The organism is Streptomyces sp. CA-179760, from assembly GCF_050937045.1.
In the GTDB taxonomy this organism is placed as follows: Bacteria; Actinomycetota; Actinomycetes; order Streptomycetales; family Streptomycetaceae; genus Streptomyces.
The window spans coordinates 4011961-4035685 of the sequence record NZ_JBNJLZ010000001.1; the positions used below are offsets into that span (position 1 = coordinate 4011961).

21 protein-coding genes, 1 tRNA gene and 3 pseudogenes are annotated in these 23725 nt (G+C 69.0%); 18 read left to right on the plus strand and 7 right to left on the minus strand.

Translation table 11 applies throughout. The annotated features are described in order from the left end of the window. Positions 1-89: 89 nt before the first annotated feature. Complete coding sequence (locus ACQEV8_RS17790; protein ID WP_432961264.1) at positions 90-710, plus strand: YwqJ-related putative deaminase; 621 nt, start codon at positions 90-92, stop codon at positions 708-710. Positions 711-768: 58 nt separating this feature from the next. After that, positions 769-1263 carry an SUKH-3 domain-containing protein gene (locus ACQEV8_RS17795; protein WP_432961266.1) on the plus strand — a complete coding sequence of 165 codons (495 nt, stop codon included), beginning with the start codon at positions 769-771 and terminating at the stop codon, positions 1261-1263. 29 nt (positions 1264-1292) lie between these two features. Here the strand turns inward: ACQEV8_RS17795 and ACQEV8_RS17800 are convergent. Continuing rightward, positions 1293-2590, minus strand: a pseudogene (locus ACQEV8_RS17800) (sensor histidine kinase). 168 nt (positions 2591-2758) lie between these two features. On the opposite strand from ACQEV8_RS17800, the gene ACQEV8_RS17805 reads away from it, so the two are divergent. The 7 genes from ACQEV8_RS17805 to ACQEV8_RS17835 all read left to right on the plus strand — a co-directional run bounded on the left by ACQEV8_RS17805 (position 2759) and on the right by ACQEV8_RS17835 (position 8404). After that, positions 2759-3619 (plus strand): hypothetical protein, encoded by an 861-nt coding sequence (locus ACQEV8_RS17805; RefSeq protein ID WP_432961269.1) that lies wholly within the window; start codon positions 2759-2761, stop codon positions 3617-3619. 22 nt (positions 3620-3641) lie between these two features. After that, positions 3642-3714, plus strand: a tRNA-Gln gene (locus tag ACQEV8_RS17810). Between the two features lie 117 nt (positions 3715-3831). Then, positions 3832-5277 (plus strand): bifunctional UDP-N-acetylglucosamine diphosphorylase/glucosamine-1-phosphate N-acetyltransferase GlmU, encoded by a 1446-nt coding sequence (glmU, locus tag ACQEV8_RS17815; protein WP_432961271.1) that lies wholly within the window; start codon positions 3832-3834, stop codon positions 5275-5277. A gap of 147 nt (positions 5278-5424) precedes the next feature. Next, complete coding sequence (locus ACQEV8_RS17820) at positions 5425-6405, plus strand: ribose-phosphate diphosphokinase (RefSeq protein ID WP_432961273.1); 981 nt, start codon at positions 5425-5427, stop codon at positions 6403-6405. Positions 6406-6592: 187 nt separating this feature from the next. Next, the gene (locus ACQEV8_RS17825; protein ID WP_432961275.1) at positions 6593-7186 is read left to right on the plus strand and encodes a 50S ribosomal protein L25/general stress protein Ctc; all 594 of its coding nucleotides are present in this window, start codon (positions 6593-6595) and stop codon (positions 7184-7186) included. A 69-nt stretch (positions 7187-7255) separates the two neighbouring features. Continuing rightward, entirely contained in the window at positions 7256-7858 is a 603-nt protein-coding gene (gene pth, locus ACQEV8_RS17830) for an aminoacyl-tRNA hydrolase (protein ID WP_432961278.1), read from the plus strand. A 42-nt stretch (positions 7859-7900) separates the two neighbouring features. Beyond that, positions 7901-8404 (plus strand): hypothetical protein, encoded by a 504-nt coding sequence (locus ACQEV8_RS17835; RefSeq protein WP_432972767.1) that lies wholly within the window; start codon positions 7901-7903, stop codon positions 8402-8404. An 81-nt stretch (positions 8405-8485) separates the two neighbouring features. Here ACQEV8_RS17835 and ppc read toward each other — a convergent pair whose 3' ends face one another. Further along, entirely contained in the window at positions 8486-11218 is a 2733-nt protein-coding gene (gene ppc / locus ACQEV8_RS17840) for a phosphoenolpyruvate carboxylase (protein ID WP_432961281.1), read from the minus strand. 292 nt (positions 11219-11510) lie between these two features. Here ppc and ACQEV8_RS17845 point away from each other — a divergent pair, with 292 nt between their 5' ends. The 3 genes and pseudogenes from ACQEV8_RS17845 to ACQEV8_RS17855 form a co-directional block, all read left to right on the plus strand. Beyond that, complete coding sequence (locus ACQEV8_RS17845; RefSeq protein WP_432961283.1) at positions 11511-12527, plus strand: acyl-CoA desaturase; 1017 nt, start codon at positions 11511-11513, stop codon at positions 12525-12527. Continuing rightward, positions 12524-13201: a TetR/AcrR family transcriptional regulator gene (locus ACQEV8_RS17850; RefSeq protein ID WP_328339654.1), complete on the plus strand. Its 678-nt coding sequence runs from the start codon at positions 12524-12526 to the stop codon at positions 13199-13201. The genes ACQEV8_RS17845 and ACQEV8_RS17850 overlap by 4 nt, the downstream gene beginning before the upstream one ends. Before the next feature lie 13 nt (positions 13202-13214). Then, positions 13215-13433 (plus strand): annotated as a pseudogene (locus ACQEV8_RS17855) (type II toxin-antitoxin system RelE family toxin); the annotation flags it as partial. Between the two features lie 8 nt (positions 13434-13441). On the opposite strand, the gene ACQEV8_RS17860 reads toward ACQEV8_RS17855, so the two are convergent. Next, complete coding sequence (locus ACQEV8_RS17860; RefSeq protein ID WP_432961286.1) at positions 13442-14260, minus strand: trans-aconitate 2-methyltransferase; 819 nt, start codon at positions 14258-14260, stop codon at positions 13442-13444. 128 nt (positions 14261-14388) lie between these two features. Here ACQEV8_RS17860 and tamR point away from each other — a divergent pair, with 128 nt between their 5' ends. Continuing rightward, positions 14389-14886 carry a MarR family transcriptional regulator TamR gene (tamR, locus tag ACQEV8_RS17865; RefSeq protein ID WP_432972770.1) on the plus strand — a complete coding sequence of 166 codons (498 nt, stop codon included), beginning with the start codon at positions 14389-14391 and terminating at the stop codon, positions 14884-14886. On the opposite strand, the gene ACQEV8_RS17870 is transcribed toward tamR, so the two are convergent. Continuing rightward, complete coding sequence (locus ACQEV8_RS17870) at positions 14845-15612, minus strand: LuxR C-terminal-related transcriptional regulator (RefSeq protein ID WP_432961289.1); 768 nt, start codon at positions 15610-15612, stop codon at positions 14845-14847. The genes tamR and ACQEV8_RS17870 overlap by 42 nt on opposite strands. Positions 15613-15912: 300 nt before the next feature. On the opposite strand from ACQEV8_RS17870, the gene ACQEV8_RS17875 reads away from it, so the two are divergent. From ACQEV8_RS17875 to ACQEV8_RS17885, 3 genes are all read left to right on the plus strand, one after another. Next, entirely contained in the window at positions 15913-16371 is a 459-nt protein-coding gene (locus tag ACQEV8_RS17875; RefSeq protein WP_432961291.1) for a GNAT family N-acetyltransferase, read from the plus strand. An 82-nt stretch (positions 16372-16453) separates the two neighbouring features. Next, positions 16454-17113 (plus strand): hypothetical protein, encoded by a 660-nt coding sequence (locus ACQEV8_RS17880; protein ID WP_432961293.1) that lies wholly within the window; start codon positions 16454-16456, stop codon positions 17111-17113. 8 nt (positions 17114-17121) lie between these two features. Then, positions 17122-18123 (plus strand): hypothetical protein, encoded by a 1002-nt coding sequence (locus ACQEV8_RS17885; protein ID WP_432961295.1) that lies wholly within the window; start codon positions 17122-17124, stop codon positions 18121-18123. A gap of 57 nt (positions 18124-18180) precedes the next feature. On the opposite strand, the gene galK is transcribed toward ACQEV8_RS17885, so the two are convergent. From galK to galT, 3 genes are read right to left on the minus strand one after another with little or no spacing between them, the layout of a single operon-like run. Next, positions 18181-19347 (minus strand): galactokinase, encoded by a 1167-nt coding sequence (galK, locus tag ACQEV8_RS17890; protein WP_432961297.1) that lies wholly within the window; start codon positions 19345-19347, stop codon positions 18181-18183. A 41-nt stretch (positions 19348-19388) separates the two neighbouring features. Then, positions 19389-20351 (minus strand): UDP-glucose 4-epimerase GalE, encoded by a 963-nt coding sequence (gene galE, locus ACQEV8_RS17895; protein WP_432961299.1) that lies wholly within the window; start codon positions 20349-20351, stop codon positions 19389-19391. Continuing rightward, positions 20348-21409 (minus strand): galactose-1-phosphate uridylyltransferase, encoded by a 1062-nt coding sequence (galT, locus tag ACQEV8_RS17900; protein ID WP_432961302.1) that lies wholly within the window; start codon positions 21407-21409, stop codon positions 20348-20350. The genes galE and galT overlap by 4 nt, the downstream gene beginning before the upstream one ends. Positions 21410-21573: 164 nt before the next feature. Here galT and ACQEV8_RS17905 point away from each other — a divergent pair. Continuing rightward, a pseudogene (locus tag ACQEV8_RS17905) lies at positions 21574-23252 on the plus strand (sodium:solute symporter family protein). A 33-nt stretch (positions 23253-23285) separates the two neighbouring features. Beyond that, positions 23286-23606, plus strand: coding sequence for a hypothetical protein (locus tag ACQEV8_RS17910; RefSeq protein WP_432961304.1), 321 nt, complete (start codon positions 23286-23288; stop codon positions 23604-23606). Positions 23607-23725: the final 119 nt, after the last annotated feature.

Below are 23725 nucleotides of genomic sequence, written 5' to 3' on the forward strand. Positions count from 1 at the left end.
GGGCGTGTCGCCGCGCCCCAGCTTCCGCACCAGCCACGGCATTTGGCAGTCTGTGACCCCCGGGGGGATGCACGGAGGGGAAGACGATCATGAACGCGACACAGACGGGACCACACACCGGCAGGTCAGCCGACCCACGAAACGGCGATCCCCGGCACGGCGACCCGCGCCACGGCGGCCCAAGAGGCGGCGACCCCCACAACGGCGACCCGCGGGCCGGCGACCCCCGCAACGGTGATCCCCGCATCGGCTGGAGCGCCACCGAAGCGGCCCACATCCCCGCCCTCCACCACCGCCGCGACGGCATCCTCCCCACCGTCGCCGCCGCCCTCTCCGTCCGCGGCGCCACCCTCACCGGCACCGCCGCCCGCGGCGACACACCCCCGGGACTGCACCCCCTCGTCCAGGACTTCCTGGACACCCTCACCAGCGCCCAGCGCGACCGCTTCACCGGCCGCTGCGCCGAAACCATCCTCATCTCCCGGCACATCGCGGCGGCCGACACCGCGCGCAGCAAACGCGCCGCACGAAAACCCATGACCAACGGCGAGGCCCGCAAAGCCCTCAAGCAGGCCAAACTCACCGCCCGGCACATCCGCGAGGACGGCGACCCCCTCCACGGCACCTTCGCCACCCCCTGCCGCGCCTGCACCGCCCTCAGCGCCCACTTCGGGGTCCGCATAGTCGACCCCGCATCCCAGAACGACTGACACCCGCCCCGACACCCAGCGCCCGCCACTCCCACGACCTCGACGAGACGAAGCGCAGATGCACACCGACCGCACCTCCTCCACCCGCTTCGCCGTACCCGCCGACGCCGCCCTGCGCGCCGCCGGCTGGCAACCCGGACGCTGGGACATCAAGCAGGCCGAGTACTGGGCCGACGCCCTGCGCGACCACGCCTCACCCGCGGGCCACCGGCACACCGTCTTCCCCGCCGCCGTCGAGGCCTGGGCCGAATTCGGCGGACTCCACATCGCCCCCACCGGCCCCGGCCGCCAGGTAGCCCCCGCCACCCTGCACCTCGACCCGCTGCACGGCCTCCACATGGCCCGCACCCTCGGCGACCTCGGCCGCGCCCTCGGCACCGAGGTCTGCCCCCTGGGCGCCGAGACCGACAACCGCTCCCTCGTCGCCATCGACACCGACGGCCGCGTCTACACCCTCGACCACACCGGCGACTGGTACCTCGGCCAGGACATCGACCAGGCCCTCTCCACCCTCATCGCCGGCACGGAACCCGTACGCCTCACAGCGAGCTGACGACCACCAGGACCGAAGACAACCGGGCCCTACGACGCCGGAATCACCGCAGACACCCGAAAACCCCCCGCGTCCGTCGGCCCCGACACGAACACCCCGCCCAGCGCGGACACCCGCTCCTTCATCCCCACCAGCCCATTCCCCCCGGACGGCAACCGCGCCGACGACGCCGCCTCCTCCGGCGGCTCGTTCTCCACCTGCATCGCGATCTCCGACCTCCGATGCGCCAGCCGCACATAGGTCTTCGCCCCGGCCGCGTGCTTGTGGACGTTCGTCAACGCCTCCTGCACCACCCGATACGCCGTCTGCTCGACCTCCGGCGCATACGACCGCTCGTCCCCTCCACCGACAGATCCACCACCATCCCCGCGGCAGCCGACTGCCCGACCAGCTCCTCGATCTCCGCCAGACACGGCCCCTCGTCATCGGCGGCCCGCGAAGCCGCCGCCGCGGCAGCGGCCCCCACCGCCGCCAGCGGAACCGAAGCCGCACGCTCACGCCGCTCGTCCCCACCACTGCGCAGCACCCCGAGCATCTCCCGCAACTCGGTCAGCGCCTGCCGCCCCATGTCCCCCACCAGCGCGGCGTTCCGCACGGCCTTCTCGGGATCCTTCCGCGCCACCGCCTGCAAAGCGGCGGCATGCACCACCATCAGACTCACCCGGTGCGCGACCACGTCGTGCATCTCCCGCGCGATCCGGGTCCGCTCCTCGTTCCGGGCCCACTCGGCCCGCTCCTCCGCCCGCTCGGCGAGCAGCTGCAGCTCCCGCTCCAGATCGTCGGCGCGCTCCCGCAGGCTCTCCATCAGCCGCCGCCTGGCTCCCACATACAGCCCGAGCAGCACGGGAGGAGCCGTGAACCCCACCGACATCGTGATGGCCGCGAAGGGCACGAACCAGTCCCCGATGTCCAGGTCACCCCGCGACATGTCCTGCCGCGTCTTCACGAACGTCACGATGAGCGTCCCCAGCAGCGACATCCCCGCCAGCGAGGCGAGGATCCGCCGCGGTACCTCGCACGCGGCCAGCGTGTACAGGCCGACGATGCCCATCAGGAAGCCCATCTCGGCGGGCGTGATGGCGATCGACACCAGCACCACCGCGATCGGCCACCGCCGCCGCACGAGCAGCACGGAACCGGCCAGCAGGCCGAACACCACCCCCGCCGCCACCGGGATCCCCGCATCCCTGGCGAACGGAATGCCCTCGAACCCGCACTCCAGCGCGGATGCCACGGCCAGACTCACATCGAACACGGCACTGCGCCGTCTGGCCCACCACCACGGCCCTCCCCGGGCCGTCACATGGTCTTCCCCCGTCGCGGTCATGCCCTCCAGCCTAAAGGCGCCCGGCGCCGGTTTTCCGGTGAGTTTCCCGGACTGGCCTACACCACACTCCGTGACCGTTCGGACGCGATACAGCCCGATATCCCTCGAACTGCTGAATCGCTCATCGTTCGACCCCGGAGGCCTCCATTCCGCCCGGACCGTATGCGTATGACACATGCCAACGGCAAATACACCGACTTCGAGGGACTGCGGGAACAGGCAGTGACGCTACGCCGCGCAGGACTGAGCCGCCGCCAGATCCGCGACCGGCTGCACGTCGACAACAACGACATCCTCAACCGCCTCCTGGAAGGCGAACCACCCCCGGCCTGGACGAAGCGCCCGAACGCGAAGGACGACCTGAAGGAGAAGGCCAGGGAGCTCCGGCTCCAGGGCTGGACGTACGACCAGATCCAGATGGAGCTGGGCTGCTCGAAAAGTTCGATCTCGTTGTGGGTACGGGACCTGCCCAAGCCGGAGCGCAAGCGCTCGACCGAGGAAGCCTCGACTATCGCGAGGCGAGGCTGGGAGGCCACGCTGCAACGGCGCGAGGAGGAACGGCAGCACACGAAGGCGGTCGCCCAGCAAGCAGTCGGCGACCTGACCGACCGGGAAGTATTCCTCGCAGGAGTGGCCCTCTACTGGGCAGAGGGCGCCAAGGACAAGTCGTACAGCCGCCGCGAGAGGCTGCATTTCATCAACAGCGACCCGAACGTCATCGACTTCTTCCTGCGCTGGCTGGACGTACTCGGCGTGGAACGCGAGCGCCTGCGCTTTCGGGTGAGCATCCACGAGTCGGCCGATGTGCAGGAGGCCGAAGAGTTCTGGGCCGGACTTGTCGGCGTGGCGCCCGCCACGCTCCAGAAGGCCACTCTCAAGAAGCACAACCCGAAGACAAGCCGCAAGAACACCTCGGAGGCATATCGCGGCTGCCTGGTCGTCTACGTACTCAAGAGCGCCGACTTGTACCGTCGCATGGAAGGCGCCTGGTACGGCATAGTAGGAGGCGCCGCCCGGCGGCCTGACTGAATGTCCGGTTCAACCGGGCTATTCCCCCGTGGTGTAATTGGTAAGCACTGTGGCTTTTGGTGCCATCTGTCCGGGTTCGAGTCCTGGCGGGGGAGCACATGCTCAAGTTCGGGCCCTGGTCGGCACAGCCAAGTCAGGGCCCGCTCTCGTGTCGCCTACAAACCCCCCGGTATCCTGCGGATGAAACCCCATCCACAGCCGAAGGGCATCCCGTGAGCGCCAACCGCCCGGCAGCCGTCGTCGTTCTCGCAGCGGGTGAGGGCACCCGTATGAAGTCGGCCACACCCAAGGTCCTGCACGAGCTCTGCGGCCGCAGTCTCGTCGGGCACGTGCTCGCCGCCGCGGGCGAGCTGCACCCCGAGAACCTGGTCGTCGTGGTCGGCCACGCCCGTGAGAAGGTCACCGCCCACCTCGGCGAGATCGCCCCCGAGGTCCGCACCGCCGTGCAGGCGGAGCAGAACGGCACGGGGCACGCCGTACGGATGGGGCTCGAAGCACTCGGCGGCTCCGTCGACGGGACCGTCGTGGTCGTGTGCGGGGACACCCCGCTGCTCACCGGCGCGACCCTCGGCGCCCTCGCCGCCACTCATTCCGCCGACGGCAACGCGGTCACCGTGCTGACCGCCGAGGTGCCGGACGCGACCGGCTACGGCCGGATCGTCCGCGACGACACCGGCGCCGTGACCGCGATCGTGGAGCACAAGGACGCCACCGACGCCCAGCGGTCGATCCGTGAGATCAACTCGGGTGTCTTCGCGTTCGACGGCCAGCTGCTCGCCGACGCGCTGAAGAAGGTGCGTACGGACAACAGCCAGGGTGAGGAGTACCTGACGGACGTGCTCGGGATCCTGCGCGAGGCAGGGCACCGGGTCGGGGCCTCCGTGGCCGGTGACCACCGGGAGATCGCCGGGATCAACAACCGTGTGCAGCTCTCCGAGGCCCGCCGGATCCTCAACGACCGGCTGCTGACCGAGGCCATGCTCGCCGGTGTGACCGTCGTCGACCCGGCCACGACTTGGATCGATGTCACCGTCACCTTCGAGCAGGACGCCGTCGTCCACCCGGGCACGCAGCTGCACGGCGCGTCCCACCTCGGCGAGGGCGCAGAGGTCGGGCCCAACTCCCGGCTGACCGACACCCGGGTCGGGGCGGGCGCGCGCGTGGACAACACCGTGGCGGTGAGCGCCGAGGTGGGTCCGGGCGCGTCGGTGGGGCCGTACGCGTATCTGCGTCCGGGGACGCGGCTGGGCGCCAGGGGCAAGATCGGGACGTATGTCGAGACGAAGAACGCCACGATCGGGGAGGGGACGAAGGTGCCTCACCTCTCCTATGTGGGTGACGCGACGATCGGCGAGCAGTCGAACATCGGTGCCGCGAGTGTGTTCGTGAACTACGACGGCCAGGAGAAGCACCACACGACCATCGGCTCTCACTGCCGTACGGGCTCGGACAACATGTTTGTGGCGCCCGTCACGGTGGGGGACGGTGCGTACACGGCCGCCGGGTCCGTGATCACGAAGGACGTACCGCCCGGTTCGCTGGCCGTGGCCCGTGGTCAGCAGCGGAATATCGAGGGTTGGGTGGCTCGAAAGCGTCCGGGAAGTGCTGCCGCGAAGGCGGCGGAGGCGGCTTCCCGGGAGTCGGCCGGCGAGGGCTGACCGGAAACCGGTGCCTCAAACACGGCGTACGGTGATAAGTACACACCCGCATCCCCACCAGTTGAGATGCCCTTTCGCGAGCCGGCTGAGAGGTCTCTCGACCCCAGATCGAAGCCCCAGCTGCGACACCTCTGAGGAGACAGTGCTGTGACCGGGATCAAGACGACCGGCGAGAAGAAGCTGATGTTCTTCTCCGGCCGCGCCCACCCCGAGCTTGCCGAGGAGGTCGCCCAACAGCTGGGTGTCGGGGTTGTCCCGACGAAGGCCTTCGACTTCGCCAACGGTGAGATCTATGTGCGTTATCAGGAGTCGGCGCGTGGCGCCGACTGCTTCCTGATCCAGAGCCACACGGCTCCGATCAACAAGTGGATCATGGAGCAGTTGATCATGATCGACGCGCTGAAGCGCGCGTCGGCCCGGTCCATCACGGTCATCGTGCCGTTCTACGGTTACGCGCGGCAGGACAAGAAGCACCGCGGACGTGAACCGATTTCGGCGCGTCTGATCGCGGACATGATGAAGACGGCGGGTGCGGACCGCATTCTCACGGTCGATCTGCACACGGATCAGATCCAGGGCTTCTTCGACGGTCCGGTGGACCACCTGTTCGCGCTGCCGCTGCTGGCGGACTACGTGGGCCGGAAGGTGGAGCGGGAGAAGCTGACGGTCGTGTCGCCGGACGCCGGGCGGGTGCGGGTCGCCGACCGCTGGTGCGACCGGCTGGGCGCGCCGCTGGCGATCGTGCACAAGCGGCGGGACAAGGACGTCGCGAACCAGGTCACCGTCCACGAGGTCGTGGGTGAGGTGAAGGGTCGCGTGTGTGTCCTGGTGGACGACATGATCGACACCGGTGGGACGATCTGTGCCGCTGCCGACGCGCTGTTCGCGCACGGTGCGGAGGACGTGATCGTGACGGCGACGCACGGTGTGCTGTCGGGTCCGGCGGCTGACCGGCTGAAGAACTCTCGGGTGAGCGAGTTCGTGTTCACGGACTCCCTGCCGACGCCGGGTGAGCTGAGCCGGGACCTGGACAAGATCTCGGTGTTGTCGATCGCGCCGACGATCGCGAGTGCGGTGCGTGAGGTGTTCGAGGACGGTTCGGTGACGAGCCTGTTCGACGAGCAGTGAGGGCTCTTCCGGAGTTCCTGTAGATCGTTTTGGGTGCGGCCTCCCTTGCCGAGTAGACTGCTGCAGTTGCTCGGCGAGGGAGGCCGTTTCCCGTTTGTGGGATCGGTGGTCCGTTATCGACGCGCTCTTCGTAGCAGGCCGTTCGTGGCCGGGTGACCACGTCCGTACCTGATTTCGAGGAGTGATTATGTCCGAGGTGAAGATCTCCGCCGCGACGCGCACCGAGTTCGGCAAGGGTGCCGCGCGCCGTATCCGTCGTGACGAGAAGGTTCCGGGTGTCCTGTACGGGCACGGTTCGGACCCGCTGCACGTGACGCTGCCGGGCCACGACCTGCTGATGGCGCTGCGCACGCCGAACGTCCTGATCGCGCTGGACATCGACGGCAAGACCAAGGAGCTGGCGATTCCGAAGGCCGTGCAGCGTGACCCGCTGAAGGGCTTCCTGGAGCACGTCGACCTGCTGCTGGTGAAGCGTGGCGAGCAGGTCAACGTCGACATCTACGTCCACACCGAGGGTGAGCTGGCCCCGGGTGGCTTCCTGCTGGAGCACGTGCTGAACGCGCTTCCGGTCGAGGCCGAGGCCACGCACATCCCGGAGTCCGTGACGGTCTCCATCGAGGGTCTGTCCGCCGGTGACTCCATCCTGGCCAAGGACATCACGCTGCCGAAGGGCACGACGCTGGCCGTCGAGGAGGACACCGTCGTCCTTCAGGTCCTGGCCGCGCAGGCCGAGGAGGCCGCTGAGGGTGACGAGGCCGAGGGCGAGGCCGCTGAGGCCTGATCCTCTTCGTCGTCGTTTCGTCGGCCGCTGTTCCCGTGCGGAGCAGCGGCCGACGCGTATGAAGGAGACATGGACGTGACGACCGATGCCGCTGCTCCCTGGCTGATCGTGGGGCTGGGCAATCCGGGGCCGGAGTATGCGGGCAACCGGCACAACGTGGGTTTCATGGTGGCCGATCTGCTGGCGGATCGTGTCGGGGGGAGGTTCAAGCGGGCGGGGAAGGCGCAGGCGCAGGTGATCGAGGGGCGGATCGGTCCGCCCGGTCCGGCGAATCGTCGGGTGATCCTGGCGAAGCCGATGTCGTACATGAATCTGTCGGGTGGGCCGGTGAACGCGCTGCGGGACTTCTACAAGGTTCCGGTGGCGCATGTGGTGGCGATTCATGATGAGTTGGACATCGATTACGGGACGTTGCGGCTGAAGCTGGGCGGCGGGGACAACGGCCACAACGGGTTGAAGTCGATGACGAAGGCGTTCGGGGCGGATTACCACCGGGTGCGGTTCGGGATCGGGCGGCCGCCGGGGCGGATGCCGGTGGCGGATTTCGTGCTGAAGGACTTCTCGTCGGTGGAGCGCAAGGAGCTGGACTACTTCGTGGACCGGGCGGCGGACGCGGTGGAGTGTCTGGTGATCGAGGGGCTGGAGCGGGCGCAAGGTACGTACAACTCCTGACTTGTCACCCCCGGGAGTTGACCGGCCGTGTGGGTATGGCCAATGATCCCGGCCATGCCCCCCACTGCCACCGCCTCTCACCAGAGTTCTCATGCCGTGCTGCGGTTCGGACGGTTCGCTGCGATGGGCATGGTCGCCGCGCTGATCCTGATCGCGGGTGTGTGGGCGTCGTGGGGCACGGCGCAGCACGTGATGCTGACGAAGGGCCGGGAGCGGGGCACGGTCGATGTGACGCGGTGCGGGCCGGACCTGTGCACGGGTGCGTTCACGCCGTTGTCGCAGGGTGCGCAGCCGCGGCCGAGGGTGGAGCTGGAGAAGTCCGTCGCGGTGGAGAGGGGCCGGACCTACACGGTGGTCCTGAAGCCGGGCAGTGATGACGCGGTCCGTTCGGGCCCGGCGGGGGTTCTGTACGCGTGGATTCCGCTGGGTGGTGCGCTGTTGCTGGCGTCGATCGTGGTGGCGGGCGGGTTGTTGCGGACGCGGGTGGCGTGGGTGCTGGCGCTGTCGGGGTTCGGGCTGCTGACGGCGGCGTTCTTCGCTGTGTGAGGTCAGGTGCCGTCAGGCGATACGGAGGTGCCCCCGGGTTCGTACGGATACGAACCCGGGGGCACCTTCGCTGTGTGTGGCTCAGCCGGTGTTGCGCAGGCCGGCTGCCACGCCGTTGACGGTGAGGAGCAGGGCGCGGGCGAGCAGCGGGTCGGGTTGTTCGGCTGCGCCGACGGCGTCGCGCTGCCGCTTGAGCAGGGCGACCTGGAGGTAGGAGATCGGGTCGAGGTAGGCGTCGCGGATGGAGAAGGTCTGCTTGAGGACGGGCGCGGCGTCGAGGAGTTCCTCTTCGCCGGTCACGCGCAGCACCTCACGCACGGTCAGTTCGTGCTCGGCCTTGATGGCGTCGAAGACGTGCTTGAGCTCGTCGGGCACGAGGGTGTCGACGTAGTGCTGGGCGATCCGCAGGTCGGTCTTGGCCAGGGTCATCTCGACGTTGGAGATGAAGTTGCGGAAGAAGTGCCACTGGCCGTGCATCTCGTCGAGGACGGTATCCAGGCCCGCCTCGCGCAGTGCCTTGAGGCCGGAGCCGACGCCGAACCAGCCAGGCACGATCTGCCGTGACTGGGTCCAGCCGAAGACCCACGGGATGGCCCGCAGCCCGTCGAGGCCGGCGCCGGTGTCCGGGCGGCGTGAGGGGCGGGAGCCGAGGTGGAGGTCGGCGAGCTGGTCGACGGGGGTGGAGGCGAAGAAGTACGCCGGGAGGTCGGGGTCTTCGACGAGCCTGCGGTAGGCGGCCTCGGCGGCCTCGGAGACGACGTCCATCGCGGCGTCCCAGCGTGCCAGGGCCTCGTCCGACTGGCGGGGGGCGGTGTGCAGGGCGGATGCCTGCAACGTGGCCGCGACGCTCAGTTCCAGGTTTTCCCTGGCCAGGGCCGGGATGAGGTACTTGTCGGAGATGACCTCGCCCTGCTCGGTCACCTTGATCTCGCCCTCCAGGGTGCCCCAGGGCTGGGCGAGGATGGCGTCGTGGGTGGGGCCGCCGCCGCGGCCGACGGTGCCGCCGCGGCCGTGGAAGAGCCGGAGCCGGACGCCGTAGCGGTGTGCGACGTCGCGCAGGCGGCGCTGGGCGCGGTGGATCTCCCACTGGCTGGTGGTGATGCCGCCGAACTTGGAGGAGTCGGAGTAGCCGAGCATGACCTCCTGGACGTCGCCCCGCAGCGCCACGAGCCTGCGGTACGACGGGTCGGAGAGCATGTCCTCCAGGATGGTGTCGGCGGCCTTGAGCTCGTCGGTCGTCTCCAGCAGCGGCACGATGCCGATCTTGGCCCAGCCGGCGTGCAGGTCGATGAGTCCGGCCTCGCGGGCGAGGACGGCGGCGGCGAAGACGTCGTCGGCGCCCTGGCACATGGAGATGATGTACGACTCGATGACCTCGGGTCCGAAGACCTCCAGGGCCCGCTTCACGGTCCCGAAGACGCCGAAGGTCTTCTCGCCGGGCGCGTCCACGGGTGCCGGGGTGGGGGCGAGGGGGCGGCGGGAGCGCAGTTCCTTGGCGAGGAGCTTGGCGCGGTAGTCGCGGGGCATGTCCGCGTACCGCCAGGATTCCTCGCCGAGCCGGTCGAAGAGCTGGCCGAGGGCGTGGTGGTGGGCGTCGGCGTGCTCGCGGACGTCCATGGTGGCGAGCTGGAGTCCGAAGGCGGCGAGGGTGCGGATGGTGCGGGCGAGGCGGCCGTCGGCGAAGAGGCCGCCGCGGTGCTCGCGCAGGGAGCTCTGGATGATCCGCAGGTCGTCGAGGAGCTGGCTGGTGCCGAGGTAGTCGCGGCCCGGGACGTGTGCGGTGCCCTTGGCGAGGCGCTTCTTGGTGTTCTCCAGCTTCTGCCGGATGCAGGTGGCCTTGAGCCGGTAGGGCTCCTCGGCGTTGAGGCGCTTGTAGCGGGGGCTGATCTCGGGGAGGTTGTCCAGGTCGGTCTGGAGAGAGGTCAGCAGTTCCTCGGTGGCGCCGGCGTAGCGGATGGAGTTGGAGAGGAAGCCGCGCAGCTCGTCGATGGTGTCGAGGGCGTCGTTGATGCCGTGCTCATGCTGGAGGATGAGGACGTCCCAGGTCACCTGGGGGGTGACGTTGGGATTGCCGTCGCGGTCGCCGCCGATCCAGGTGCCGAAGGTGAGGGGGCGGGTGTCGTCGGGGAGCTTGACCCCGGCGCGCTCCAGCTCGGCGGTGAGGTCCTCCAGGACGTCGCCGACGGCGTTGGCGTGCAGTTCGTCCAGGTAGTAGATGGCGTTGCGGGCCTCGTCGGCGGGCTCGGGGCGGACGACGCGCAGTTCGTCGGTCTGCCAGACGAGGTCGATGTTCTCGGCCAGCCGGATGTCCAGGCGGCGGCGGTCGGACTCGATGACGGGGGTGTCGAGGAGTGCGGCGACGCGCCGGAGCTTGTTCAGGACCGACCGGCGCGCGGCCTCGGTCGGGTGTGCCGTGAACACGGGACGAATATTGAGGTTCCGGACCGTCTCGCGCAGGTGTTCGGGGTCGGCGTCCTTGAGCCGGTCGGCCGTACGGGCGAGCAGTCCGCCCTCGGCGGCGCGCCGGGCCCGCAGCTCGCGGCCGCGGTGGACCTGCTCGGTGACGTTGGCCAGGTGGAAATAGGTGGAGAACGCGCGGACCAGCTTGGCCGCGGTCTGCAGTTCCGTGCCGCGTAGCAGCTCGGCGGCGGCCTCGCCGTCCTCACGGGTGAGGCGGCGGACCTTCTCGACGAGTTCCAGGAGCTCGGGTCCCTCCTGCCGGACAAGGGTCTCTCCGAGGAGGTCACCCAGCCGGCGGATGTCGGCACGCAGCTCACTGCTCGTCGTCGTGGTCTGGTCGTCGGCACTGCTCACAGGTGCGGCTCCTTGCAGTGTTGAAGCTCGTCTGGGAGGGGAACCCGGACGGCGTCTCGCGCGGCGTGCGCCGCTTACGGGCCGGACATCCGGGAAGAAATCAGAGCGGACCGCGCTGTCCGACCGACTCCAGGATAGGTGTCGGCGGGAACGCGCAGGCTTTCGGGCTCTTGCCGCCGGCCGGCGCACTGCCATACTTACGATGCCGTAGGTTACGGAACCGTAGGAAGCACTGCGGGGTTCCCGTGACCCGGCACCCCCTCACCCTCCTCATACCCCCCAGGGGACGCGTATGACCAGTAGTTCCGACGTGATCGAGGACGCCCACGAGGCGCCCGGTCACTCCGACGCCGCAGCCCCCTCCGCCACGCTGGGCGGCGAGCAGAAGCGGTCCCTCGAGCAGATCACCCTCCTCCTCTTCATCATCGTCCCGTTCGTCGCGGTGCTGGCGGCCGTGCCGCTGGCCTGGGGCTGGGGGGTGAGCTGGCTGGACATCGGTCTGCTGGTGTTCTTCTACTACCTGGGGTGCCACGGCATCACGATCGGCTTCCACCGCCATTTCACGCACGGTTCCTTCAAGGCCAAGCGGCCTTTGAAGATCGCGCTGGCCATCGCGGGCTCGATGGCGGTCGAAGGTCCTCTGGTGCGCTGGGTGGCAGATCACCGCAAGCACCACAAGTTCTCCGACGCGGAGGGCGACCCGCACTCGCCGTGGCGTTTCGGCGAGACCGTCCCGGCCCTGATGAAGGGCCTGTGGTGGGCACACATCGGATGGATGTTCGATGAGGAGCAGACGCCGCAGGACAAGTACGCCCCGGACCTGATCAAGGACAAGACGCTCCGCACGATCTCCCGCCAGTTCATCCTGTGGACAGCTCTCTCCCTGGCCCTCCCGCCGCTGATCGGCGGCCTGGTCACGATGTCCTGGTGGGGCGCCTTCACGGCGTTCTTCTGGGGGTCGCTCGTCCGGGTGGCCCTGCTGCACCATGTGACGTGGTCGATCAACTCGATCTGCCACGCGGTCGGCAAGCGCCCCTTCAAGTCACGCGACCGCTCGGGCAACGTGTGGTGGCTCGCGGTGCTGTCCTGCGGCGAGTCCTGGCACAACCTGCACCACGCCGACCCCACCTCCGCACGGCACGGCGTGATGCGCGGCCAGCTGGACTCCTCCGCGCGGCTGATCCGCTGGTTCGAGATGGCCGGCTGGGCGTACGACGTGCGCTGGCCGTCACGCTCGCGTATCGATTCGCGCCGTAACGACGAGGAAGGCGGCTCCCGGCGCGGGAAGGAGCCCGTCGAGGCGGCATGATGGTCGCTGTGGCGACCGACTCGAGCAGCACCCCCAGCAATGACAAGCCGCGGCGAGTGCGTCGCACGCGGATGACCGGTGCCGAGCGCCGCCAACAGCTGCTGGAGATCGGTCGCACGCTCTTCGCGGCGAAGGGGTTCGAGGGCACGTCGGTGGAGGAGATCGCGGCGAAGGCCGGGGTCTCCAAGCCGGTGGTGTACGAGCACTTCGGCGGCAAGGAGGGACTGTACGCGGTGGTCGTGGACCGCGAGATGCGGTGCCTGCTGGACATGGTGACGAGTTCCCTCACGGCCGGTCACCCTCGCGAACTGTGCGAGCAGGCGGCCTTCGCCCTCCTCGACTACATCGAGGAGTACACGGACGGCTTCCGCATCCTGGTCCGGGACTCCCCCATCCCCCAGTCGACGGGCTCCTTCGCCTCCCTGATCTCGGACATCGCCACCCAGGTGGAGGACATCCTCGGCAAGGAGTTCAAGAGCCGCGGCTTCGACCCCAAGCTGGCCCCGCTGTACGCCCAGGCCCTGGTCGGCATGGTCGCCCTGACCGGCCAGTGGTGGCTGGACGTACGCAAGCCGAAGAAGGCCGAGGTGGCCGCCCACCTGGTGAACCTGGCCTGGCACGGCCTGGACGGGATAGAGGCGAAGCCGCACTTGATAGGGCGCCGCAAGAGCTGAACTCAGCGCTCACGCCACGAACGCGGCCGTACGCTTCCTCAAGGACGATCCGACCGGCCTCGCCGCCGTCTATGAGGCCGTCGACGCGCTCGCCGAAACTCCACGTCCCGCCGCCTCCACCCCGTATGGCTGGGACTTCCGCCGGCTCCGCGTCGGCGACTACCGCGTCCTCTACGCCATCGACGACGAGGTGATCCACATCCTCGTCACTCATCTCGGCCGCACCACCTGAACCACCCCTCACCCCCGTTTCCGGGCCACCGCGAAAACCCGGCGGAACGGAAACGGGGTGCCCTGCGGCCCGGCCGGATAGGCGGCGCGCAGGGCCGCCCGGTACTCGGTGACGAAGCTCTCGAGCGCCTCGGGGTCGTCGGCGAGGGCGGTCAGTACGGGCCGCAGTCCGGTCCCCTTCACCCAGTCCAGCACCGGGTCCTCGCCCTGGAGCAAGTGGATGTACGTGGTTTCCCAGACGTCGGCCGTGCAGCCGAGGGCGGTGAGGCGCTCCAGGTAGGCCTCGGGCGCGAGGACGGCGTCCGCGTGGCGCAGGGTGCCGGCGAGCCGGTCGCGCCAGCGCGGGGAGCCGGCGAGTTCGCGCATCAGCCGGTGGCTGGGGGCGTCGAAGTTCCCGGGCACCTGGAAGGCGAAGGTGCCGGACGGTTTCAGCCCGGCCACCCAGTCGGCGAACCGCTCGACATGCCCCGGCACCCACTGCAGCGTGGCGTTGCTGACGATCAGGTCGTACGACTCGGCCGGCGCCCAGGTGCGCACGTCGGCGTGGGCGAAGTCGAGGCGCCCCCCGCCCTCGGTGGGGCCCTGGTGATCGACGTGGGCCTTGTCGAGCATCTCGGGCGAGTTGTCGTAGCCGGTGATCCGGGCGGTGGGCCAGCGATCGGCGAGGTACTGCGTGACATTGCCGGGGCCGCAGCCGAGGTCGGCGATACGGGGTGCGCCGCCGGGCAGTTCGGGGACGCGGGCCAGGAGGTCGGCGAAGGGGCGGGCACGGTGGCCGGCGTGACGGAGGTACTGGGCGGGGTCCCAGGTGGGGGCGGCTGCGGGCATGGAGTCCTCCAGGTGTCCTGGTGGTGACCGGTCAGGGACGCACTCTCACCGTGACACCCATATATCTTGACGTCAAGAAAATGAACGTCAAGAGACTCTACGTCGACACAACCACTACACTGATCGCCATGGAGGACGAGGTCGACCGGCTGGTCGCAGCATGGCGCCGGGAGCGCCCGGACCTCGACGTGGAACCGCTCGAGGTGCTCAGCCGTGTGAGCAGACTGGCCCGGCATCTGGACCGGGCGCGTCGGCTGGCCTTCTCGGAGCACGGTCTGGAGCCGTGGGAGTTCGACGTCCTGACGGCCCTGCGCCGCGCGGGAACGCCGTATCAGCTCTCCCCGGGACAGCTCCTCACCCAGACCCTGGTCACGTCGGGCACGATGACGAACCGCATCGACCGCCTGGCGAAGAAGGGCCTGGTGGAACGCCTCCCCGACCCCAGCGACCGCCGAGGTGTCCTGGTCCGGCTGACGGACGTGGGCAGGGACCGCGCGGACCAGGCCCTGGCGGGTCTGCTGGACCAGGAGCGCGCGATCCTCGCGGAGCTCTCCCGAGCGCAGCGCGGCGAACTGGCGGGGCTGCTACGCCAGCTGACCGCCCCGTTCGACAACATCCCCGGCTAGGTCGACGGGGTCGATCCCGGCCCGCCGGGCGAGGGCGACCGCGGCGAGCGTGGAATGCACGCCCAGTTTGCCCAGCACGTTCTGCATATGGGTCCGCACGGTGTGCGGCGACAGGAACAGCCGCTCGGCGACGGCCTTCCTGCCCAGCCCGGCGACCATGCACCGCAGCACTTCCCGCTCCCGGGGCGTCAGCGACTCGACCAGTCGCTCGCTCTCGGTGCGGTGCTTGCGCGCGGCGGTCAGCTCCCGCAGTACGCCGGTCAGCAGGGCGGGCGGCAAATGAGTCTCGTCGCGCAGTACCCCGCGGATGACGGTCAGCAGCCGGGACAGCGAACAGTCCTTCGCCACCCACCCCGAGGCCCCGGCCTGCAGGGCCAGCGCTGCCCGCCGCGGGTCGTCCTTCTCGGCGAGCACGACGATCCGTACGTTCGGCTGCGCGGAACGCACGCCCGTGACGAGGGAGATCCCGTCGACGAGCCCGTCCTCGTTGCCTTCCTGCACCGGCACGGCCGGCCGTATGCCCGGCACCACGCCGCCCAGGTCGGCGTCCACGAGCAGCACGTCGAAGCGCCGCCCCTCGGCGACCGCCCGCTCCAGGCTGCGCAGCGCGGCGGGACCGCTGCCGGCCGCGGAGACGTCGACATCGGGCTCGGCGGCCAGGGCCGCGGCGAGTGACTCGGCGAAGATGCGATGGTCGTCGACGACCAGGACTCGGATGCGAACCACGTAACCCCCTTCCCCACGCTCCTGAGAGCAGGGGATTCCCCATCGTCGGAACACGACACCGCACGGGTACGACGCCGGAGTGCCCAGCCGCTGCGTCTGTCCGTCGTCCCGCAGCAGCCTGACCGGGGCGCCGCAGCCGCACGGCCGCCGCCGTGCAGGAACCGCTACCCCCACCCCGGGCGTCGTACCCGGCTGTCTCGCCCCCTGATCGGCACCGGCCCCCACCGGTGCTGTTCATCAGGGTACGGGCGGGGGCCGGGAGCGGAAGGTTATTTGCAGAACTGACTGTCCAGCGCGTTTATGGTGTGCCGCATGTTCCGTCTTGAGACAGAAGTCGACAAGGCCCGACGTGATCTGCTCCGCACGCGCCTGCGGGAAGCGAACACGAACGCCTCTCCGATCCTGCGAGCCCTGCGCGGAACCCCGGACGAAAGGGACGTGCCATTGCACGTGTGGGCTGTGAACGACTCGGACGACGCTCTGGCCGGCGGCCTCGTCGGCTACACCTGGGCGACCTGGCTCCACGTCACCTACCTCTGGGTCGACGAACGCCACCGCGGCACGGGCCTCGGCGCGGCCCTGCTCCGCGAGGCGGAACACCTCGCCTCCACGAACCGCGGCTGCCTCGCGTCCCGCCTGGAGACCTGGGACTTCCAGGCCCCGCGGTTCTACGAGAAGCAGGGGTACGAGGTGGTGTGCGTGATCCCGGACTATCCGCCGGGGATCACGGAGTACACGCTGACGAAACGGCTGGCCTGAAGCCCTCGTTGCCGTCGCGGTTCGACCCACCGATAGCGTTGTTCACTTGAGTTATCCCCCCACATCATCAACGGGAGACACAGTGAACCGCCCCGCTCGGCTCGTGACGGCCGCGCTCACCGCATCCGCGGCCTTGCTGCTGACCGCCTGTGGCTCGGGGGGAGGTGACGAGTCGTCCTCCGACAAGATCGCGGGAGCGGACTCGGCTGAGAAGCCGTCAGCTTCGCCGTCCGGGTCCGCGTCGGCGGACGGGATCGATCGGCCGGCGATCAAGCTGCCCTCGGACATGAAGCTGGATTTTGAGGGGCGGCAGACCGGGGACGCCACGAAGGACGCGATTCTCGCGGACAACGAACGGGCCGAGAGCACGGTATGGCAGGCCATGGCGTCCGGCGACATGAAGAAGTCGGGCATCGCCTTCTACTACACGGACAACGCGCTCGTCGGTGTCTACGAGTACGTGAAGGGCGCCATCGAGAAGAAGACCAGTTGGGCCGGCACCCTGCGGTACTTCGACCGCAAGGTAACGGTGTTCGACGACAAGAAGTCCGCGGCGTTGACGTACTGCGTCGACGAAAGCAAGGCGGACCTCAAGAACCGCGAGACGAACAAGATGCAGGGCACCAAGACCACGCCCAACAGCTACGTCTTCTACAACCTCGGCCTGAAGAAGAACGAGGACGGCGTCTGGCAGACCTGGGATCTCACCGAGGACCGGGGGTCGCAGAAGTGCCAGCCGTGACGAGGTGCATGGGAGCAACAGCGCTCACCATCGCACTGGTCGGCCTCGGGAGTCTTCCGGCGGCGGCTGGAGAGTTCGACACCGTCGGTACCCGGCAGAGCAAGACGTCCGGAAAATCCTCCGGCCCGGCCCTGGAATCCCACGTCAGCATCAAGGTCCCCGGCACCAAGGCGAAGGACAGCGGTCCGGTCACCTCCACCGCCGTGGACTGGGAGCCGCCGGCCTGCTGGTACGAGCCGTACTGGAAGGCCAAGGACTTCAAGACCTTCAACGAGGCCAAGTGGTCGATGTACGAGTCGGTCGGTGGCGAGCCCGGGGGCCTGGCGGACGTCCAGGCGCGTTACAAGAAGGGCCACCCCTACAAGGACTTCAACGTCGCCAAGAACGACGAGGGCATGTGGTGGGTGGCCGTCAAGAACCCTGAGATGAAGGACGCCCCGGCGGCCACGACCTGCACGCGGGACCCCTTCTGGGTGGACAACGGCAAGCCCCCCAACGTCCCCCAGGCCATCGACACCGAGACCCTCGCCGGGCTCGCGCATCAGCGGACCGTCGTGCCTCCGACCAAGGTCTCTCTGGCCCCGCAAGGCAAGTCGACGGTGAACGCGCCCACTTGGATCTGGCTGGACAAGGGCGCGTTCAAGCCGGTGTCGGTCACGGCGAGTCTGCCCGGTACCGGGCTGTGGGCGACCACGACCGCCAAGCCGGTGAGTCTGCACATCGAGCCGGGGACGGAGGACGCGGAGAGCCTGCCGGCGTCCGGGGAGTGCGGGATCAACGACGACGGTTCGATCGGTGAGCCGTATGCCAGGGGCAAGGCGGAGCTGACGCCTCCGTGCGGGGTGCGGTACCTGCGGTCGACGGGTGACGGCTCCTACCCCCTTGAGGCGACGCTCACCTGGGAGATCTCCTGGGAGGGCTCGGGCGGCACCGGCGGTGAACTGCCCGACGGCTCGTTCGCCACCACGACTGACGTGCAGGTTCAGGAATACCAGGCCGTCAACCGCTGACAACCCGAGAGCGGCGCCCTCACCACGGGGTGAGGGCACCGCCCTCGGCGTGCGATGTCAGCGCAGGCGTCGCGCGCCCGCCGACGGGACCGCCTCGAAGACCCGGGGAGCGGTGAAGCCCGCCGCCGCGAACGCCTCCGTCACCGCCTTGGTGATCGCGTCGACGTCCGGCTCCTCCGCGAGGACGATCGCCGAGCCTCCGAAGCCGCCGCCGGTCATGCGGGCACCGAGGGCGCCCGAGGTGAGGGCCGTGTCGACGACCAGGTCGAGTTCGGGGCAGGAGATGCGGAAGTCGTCGCGGAGGGAGGCGTGGCCCTCGACCAGGATCGGGGCGATCGCGCGCGTGTCGTCGCCCGATTCCAGCAGGGACACCACCCGTTCGACGCGCGCGTTCTCCGTGACGATGTGGCGGACCAGGCGACGGACCTCCTCCTCGTCGCCGAGGCGGGTCAGGGCCGCGTCCAGGTCGTCGTGAGCGATGTCCCGGAGCGCGTTGACGCCCAGCAGGGCCGCGCCCTTCTCGCAGCCCGCGCGGCGCTTGCCGTACTCGCCCTCGCTGTGGGAGTGCTTGACCTGCGTGTCGACCACGAGGAGGCGCATGCCCTCGGCCGCCAGGTCGAAGGGGATCTGCTTCTGGGAGAGGTCGCGGGTGTCGAGGAAGAGGGCGTGCCCGTCCTCGCAGCAGGCGGATGCCGTCTGGTCCATGATGCCGACCGGGGCGCCGACGTAGACGTTCTCCGCGCGCTGGCACAGGCGGGCCAGTTGCCAGCCTCGTAGACCGAGTGCGTACAGGTCGTTCAGGGCCAGTGCTACGACCACCTCCAGGGCCGCCGAGGAGGAGAGGCCCGCGCCGGAGGGGACCGTGGAGGAGAGGTGGATGTCCGCGCCCGTGACCGCGTGGCCGGCCTCGCGCAGGGCCCAGACCACACCCGCCGGGTACGCCGTCCAGTTCTTGTCCGACTCGGGGGACAGGTCGTCCAGACGGAGTTCGGCGACCCCGCCCTCGACGTCCGCCGAGTGCAGGCGCAGGACGCCGTCCTCGCGGCGTGACACCGCCGCCACCGCCGTGTGCGGCAGGGCGAACGGCATGACGAAGCCGTCGTTGTAGTCGGTGTGTTCACCGATGAGGTTGACGCGGCCCGGTGCCGCCCATACCCCGTGCGGTTCGGCGCCGTACAGCTCACCGAACCGTGCGGCGACCGTCTGCGCCACAGCCTCGCTCATGCCTGACCCCTGACCTTCCGTACCTTTACCTGCTGGACCTGCTAGTTGCCGCGCCGCTGCGCGAAGTCCCACGCGTCCGCGACGATTCCCGCGAGGTCCGCGCGGGACGGGCTCCAGCCCAGTTTCTCGCGGGCCGTGGCGGCCGAGGCGACCAGGACCGCCGGGTCGCCGCCCCGGCGGGGGGCGACCACTTCGGGGATCGGGTGGCCGGTCACGCTGCGGACCGTCTCGATGACCTCGCGGACGGAGAAGCCGTTGCCGTTGCCGAGGTTGCAGATGAGGTGCTCGCCGGGGGTGGCCGCCTTCAGGGCCAGCAGGTGGGCCTCCGCCAGGTCCGCCACGTGGATGTAGTCGCGGACGCAGGTGCCGTCCGGCGTCGGGTAGTCGTCGCCGAAGACGGAGATCGCCTCGCGCCTGCCCTGCGCGACCTGGAGGACGAGCGGGATCAGGTGGGACTCGGGGTCGTGGCGCTCGCCGTGCTCGCCGTAGGCGCCCGCCACGTTGAAGTAGCGCAGCGAGACCGCGCCCAGGCCGTGTGCCGCCGCCTCGCCGGTGATCATGTGGTCGACCGCGAGCTTCGAGGCGCCGTACGGGTTGGTCGGGGACGTGGGAGCCGACTCGACGATCGGGACCTGCTCGGGCTCGCCGTACGTGGCCGCCGTGGAGGAGAAGACGAGCCTGGCCACGCCCGCCTCGCGCATCGCGGCGAGCAGGGCCATGGTGCCGCCGACGTTGTTGTCCCAGTACTTCTCCGGCTTCACGACCGACTCGCCGACCTGGGAGAACGCGGCGAAGTGCAGCACGCCGTCGTACGAGGAGTCCAGCCATTTGGCGGCGTCGCGGATGTCGCCCTCGACGAAGGTCGCGCCCGCCGGGACGCCCTCACGGAAGCCCGTGGAGAGGTTGTCGAGGACGACGACCTCGTGGCCCGCCTCCAGCAGGTGCTGGGCGACCACGCTGCCGACGTAGCCCGCGCCGCCTGTCACCAGGTACTTCCCGCTCATGAACTCGCTACCTCTCGCAGTCGCTCGGCCGCGCGCTCCGGCGGCACGTCGTTGATGAACACGTTCATGCCGGACTCGGAACCCGCGAGGAACTTCAGCTTGCCGGAAGTGCGGCGAATGGTGAAAAGCTCGAGGTGCAGTGCGAAGTCCTCACGCACGACCCCGTCGAACTCCTCCAGCGCGCCGAAGGGTGCCTGGTGCCAGGCCGCGATGTACGGCGTCGGAGGCTCGCCCTCACCGAAGATCCGGTCGAAGCGCCTCAAGAGTTCCAGATAAATCTTGGGGAACTCTGTGCGCGCGGCCTCGTCCAGTCCGAGCAGGTCGGGCACCCGGCGCTTGGGGTAGAGGTGCACCTCGTACGGCCAGTGCGCCGCGTATGGCACGAATGCCACCCAGTGTTCACCCTCCAGGATGACTCGCTCGTCGGCGAGTTCACGCTCCAGGACGGCGTCGAAGAGGTTCTCCCCGCCCGTCATCTCCTTGTGGGTCGCGACGGAGCGGAGCATCAGGGCGGTGCGCGGGGTGGTGAAGGGGTAGGCGTAGATCTGCCCGTGCGGGTGCTGGAGGGTCACGCCGATCTCGGCACCGCGGTTCTCGAAGCAGAAGACCTGCTCGACGGAGGGGAGATGGGACAGCTCCGACGTACGGTCCGTCCACGCCTCCAGGACCAGGCCCGCCTGCTCCTCGGTAAGGCCGGCGAAGGAGACGTCGTGGTCGGAGGTGAAGCAGACGACCTCGCAGCGGCCCGAGTCCCCGGCGAGCGAGGGGAAGCGGTTCTCGAAGACGACGACGTCGTAGGACGAGTCCGGGATCTCGCTCAGGCGGTCGCCCGCCGACGGGCACAGGGGGCATTCGTCGGCCGGGGGGTGGTAGGTGCGGCCCTGGCGGTGCGAGGCGATGGCGACGGAGTCGCCGAGCAGGGGGTCGCGGCGGACCTCGGACGTCGTGACGGTGCGGTCCAGCGGGCGGCGGTCGGCCGCGTCGCGCACGGTGTCGTCGCGCAGGTCGTAGTAGATGAGCTCGCGACCGTCGGCCAGCCGGGTCGAGGTCTTCTTCACGCCGGACTCCTCATCCTTCAAACATAACCAAACATATAAAAACATCGATCCCCCCACCCGTCAACATCACAATCCAACAAAGGGCATCAACGGGCGTGTTCAATTGCTGAACGCGGAGGCATAGATTCCGCGAGGTATCGGTTCGCGCAACGAAGCGAGGGCTAGTGCAAACCCCCACATATCTGTCGGCCGAGCTGCGACTCCCCACGAACTGGCTCGACTACAGCCTCCTCGGCATCTACTTCGTCGTCGTACTGGGCATCGGCTTCGCCGCCCGCCGCTCGGTGAAGACGAGTCTCGACTTCTTCCTCTCCGGCCGTTCCCTGCCCGCCTGGGTCACCGGTCTGGCCTTCATCGCCGCCAACCTGGGCGCCACCGAGATCCTGGGCATGGCCGCCAACAGCGCGCAGTACGGCGTGTACACGACGCACTGGTACTGGATCGGCGCCATTCCGGCCATGGTCTTCCTGGGCCTGGTGATGATGCCCTTCTACTACGGCTCCAAGGTCCGCTCGGTCCCCGAGTTCCTGCTGCTGCGCTTCGACAGGCCGGCTCATCTGCTCAGCTCGATCCTGTTCGCCTTCGCCGCGATCCTCATCGCCGGTGTCAATCTCTACGCCCTGGCCATCGTCGTCGAGGCGCTGCTGGGCTGGCCGGAGTGGGTGGCGATCGTCGTCGCCGGCTTCTTCGTCCTCGCCTACATCACCCTCGGCGGGCTGTCCTCGGCGATCTACAACGAGGTCCTGCAGTTCTTCGTGATCCTCGCCGCGCTCATCCCGATCGCGGTCCTCGGCCTGAAGAAAGTGGGCGGATGGGACGGCCTGTCCGACTCCCTCACCGCCTCCCGCGGCGCCGACTTCATGACGTCCTGGGGCGGTACGGGCATCGGCAGCGACAACCCGCTGGGGGCGAACTGGCTGACGATCGTCCTGGGCCTCGGCTTCGTCCTCTCCTTCGGCTACTGGACGACGAACTTCGCCGAGGTGCAGCGCGCCCTGTCCGCGAAGAACCTCTCGGCGGCCCAGCGCACACCGCTCATCGCCGCGTTCCCGAAGATCTTCATCGTGTTCCTGGTGATGATCCCGGGTCTGGTGGCCGCCGTCCTGGTCCCCAAGATCGGCACGTCCGGCTCGGACCTCCAGTACAACGACGCGATCCCGTACCTGATGGCGCAGCTGCTGCCGAACGGGGTGCTGGGCATCGCCGTCACCGGCCTCCTGGCGGCGTTCATGGCAGGCATGGCGGCGAACGTGTCGTCGTTCAACACGGTGTTCACGACGGACATCTGGGCGAAATACGTGGTGCGGGGCCGCGAGGACGAGTACTACGTGCGCTTCGGCCGCCTCATCACCGCGGTCGGGGTCCTGGCCTCCATCGGCACGGCGTTCCTGGCGCGGTCGTTCTCCAACATCATGGCCTACCTCCAGACGCTGTTCTCCTTCTTCAACGTGCCGATGTTCGTCGTCTTCATCATCGGCATGTTCTGGAAGCGGGCGTCGATGAAGTCGGGCTTCTGGGGGCTGCTCGTGGGCACCACCGCCGCGATGATCAACTACTTCGTCCTCTACAAGCAGGACATCGTCGACATCCCCTCCGACCAGGGCGCCAACTTCGTCTCGGCGATCGCGGGGTTCGTCGCGGGCGCGGTCGTCATGGTGGCGGTGTCGCTCTTCACCGCGCCCAAGCCTTCCGAGGAACTCCAGGGGCTGGTCTACGGCACGACCTCGCCGGGCATGGCGGAGCCGCCGGCCCCGGGGACGAGGCCTGGTACCGCAAGCCGGCGCTGCTCGGCTGGGGCGCGATCGTGCTGGCCGCGGCCTGCTACATCCCGTTCTCGTTCTGACCGTTCTCGTTCCGACCGAGGGAGGATTGACCTATGTCCGAGTTCTACTCCGACAAGGACGTACAGCGGGAAGTCACCGAGCTGCAGGGCAAGTCGGCGACGGCCGCGCGGCTGTTCGACATCCGGCGCATCATCGGTGGGCTGTTCGTGGTGTACGGCGTGATCGTGACGCTCGCGGGGTTCACGGCGTCCGACGCCGACATCGACAAGGCGGAGGGGGTCAACATCAACCTGTGGACCGGGCTGGGGATGCTCGCGCTCGGGGTGTTCTTCCTGGTCTGGCTGAAGCTGCGGCCTGTTGCTCCGCATCCGCCCTCGGGGGTTGAGCCGGAGGGTGAACCCCCGAGGGAGTGAGGGCGGGCGGCTGGATGCGCGACTGGGCGCGGGCGTCTGTGCAGCGGTGATGGCGGCGGTCGGGCGTCAGTGCTGGACGCACCGGTGTGAACGTCGGCCCGGACGGTCAGGCCGTGTGA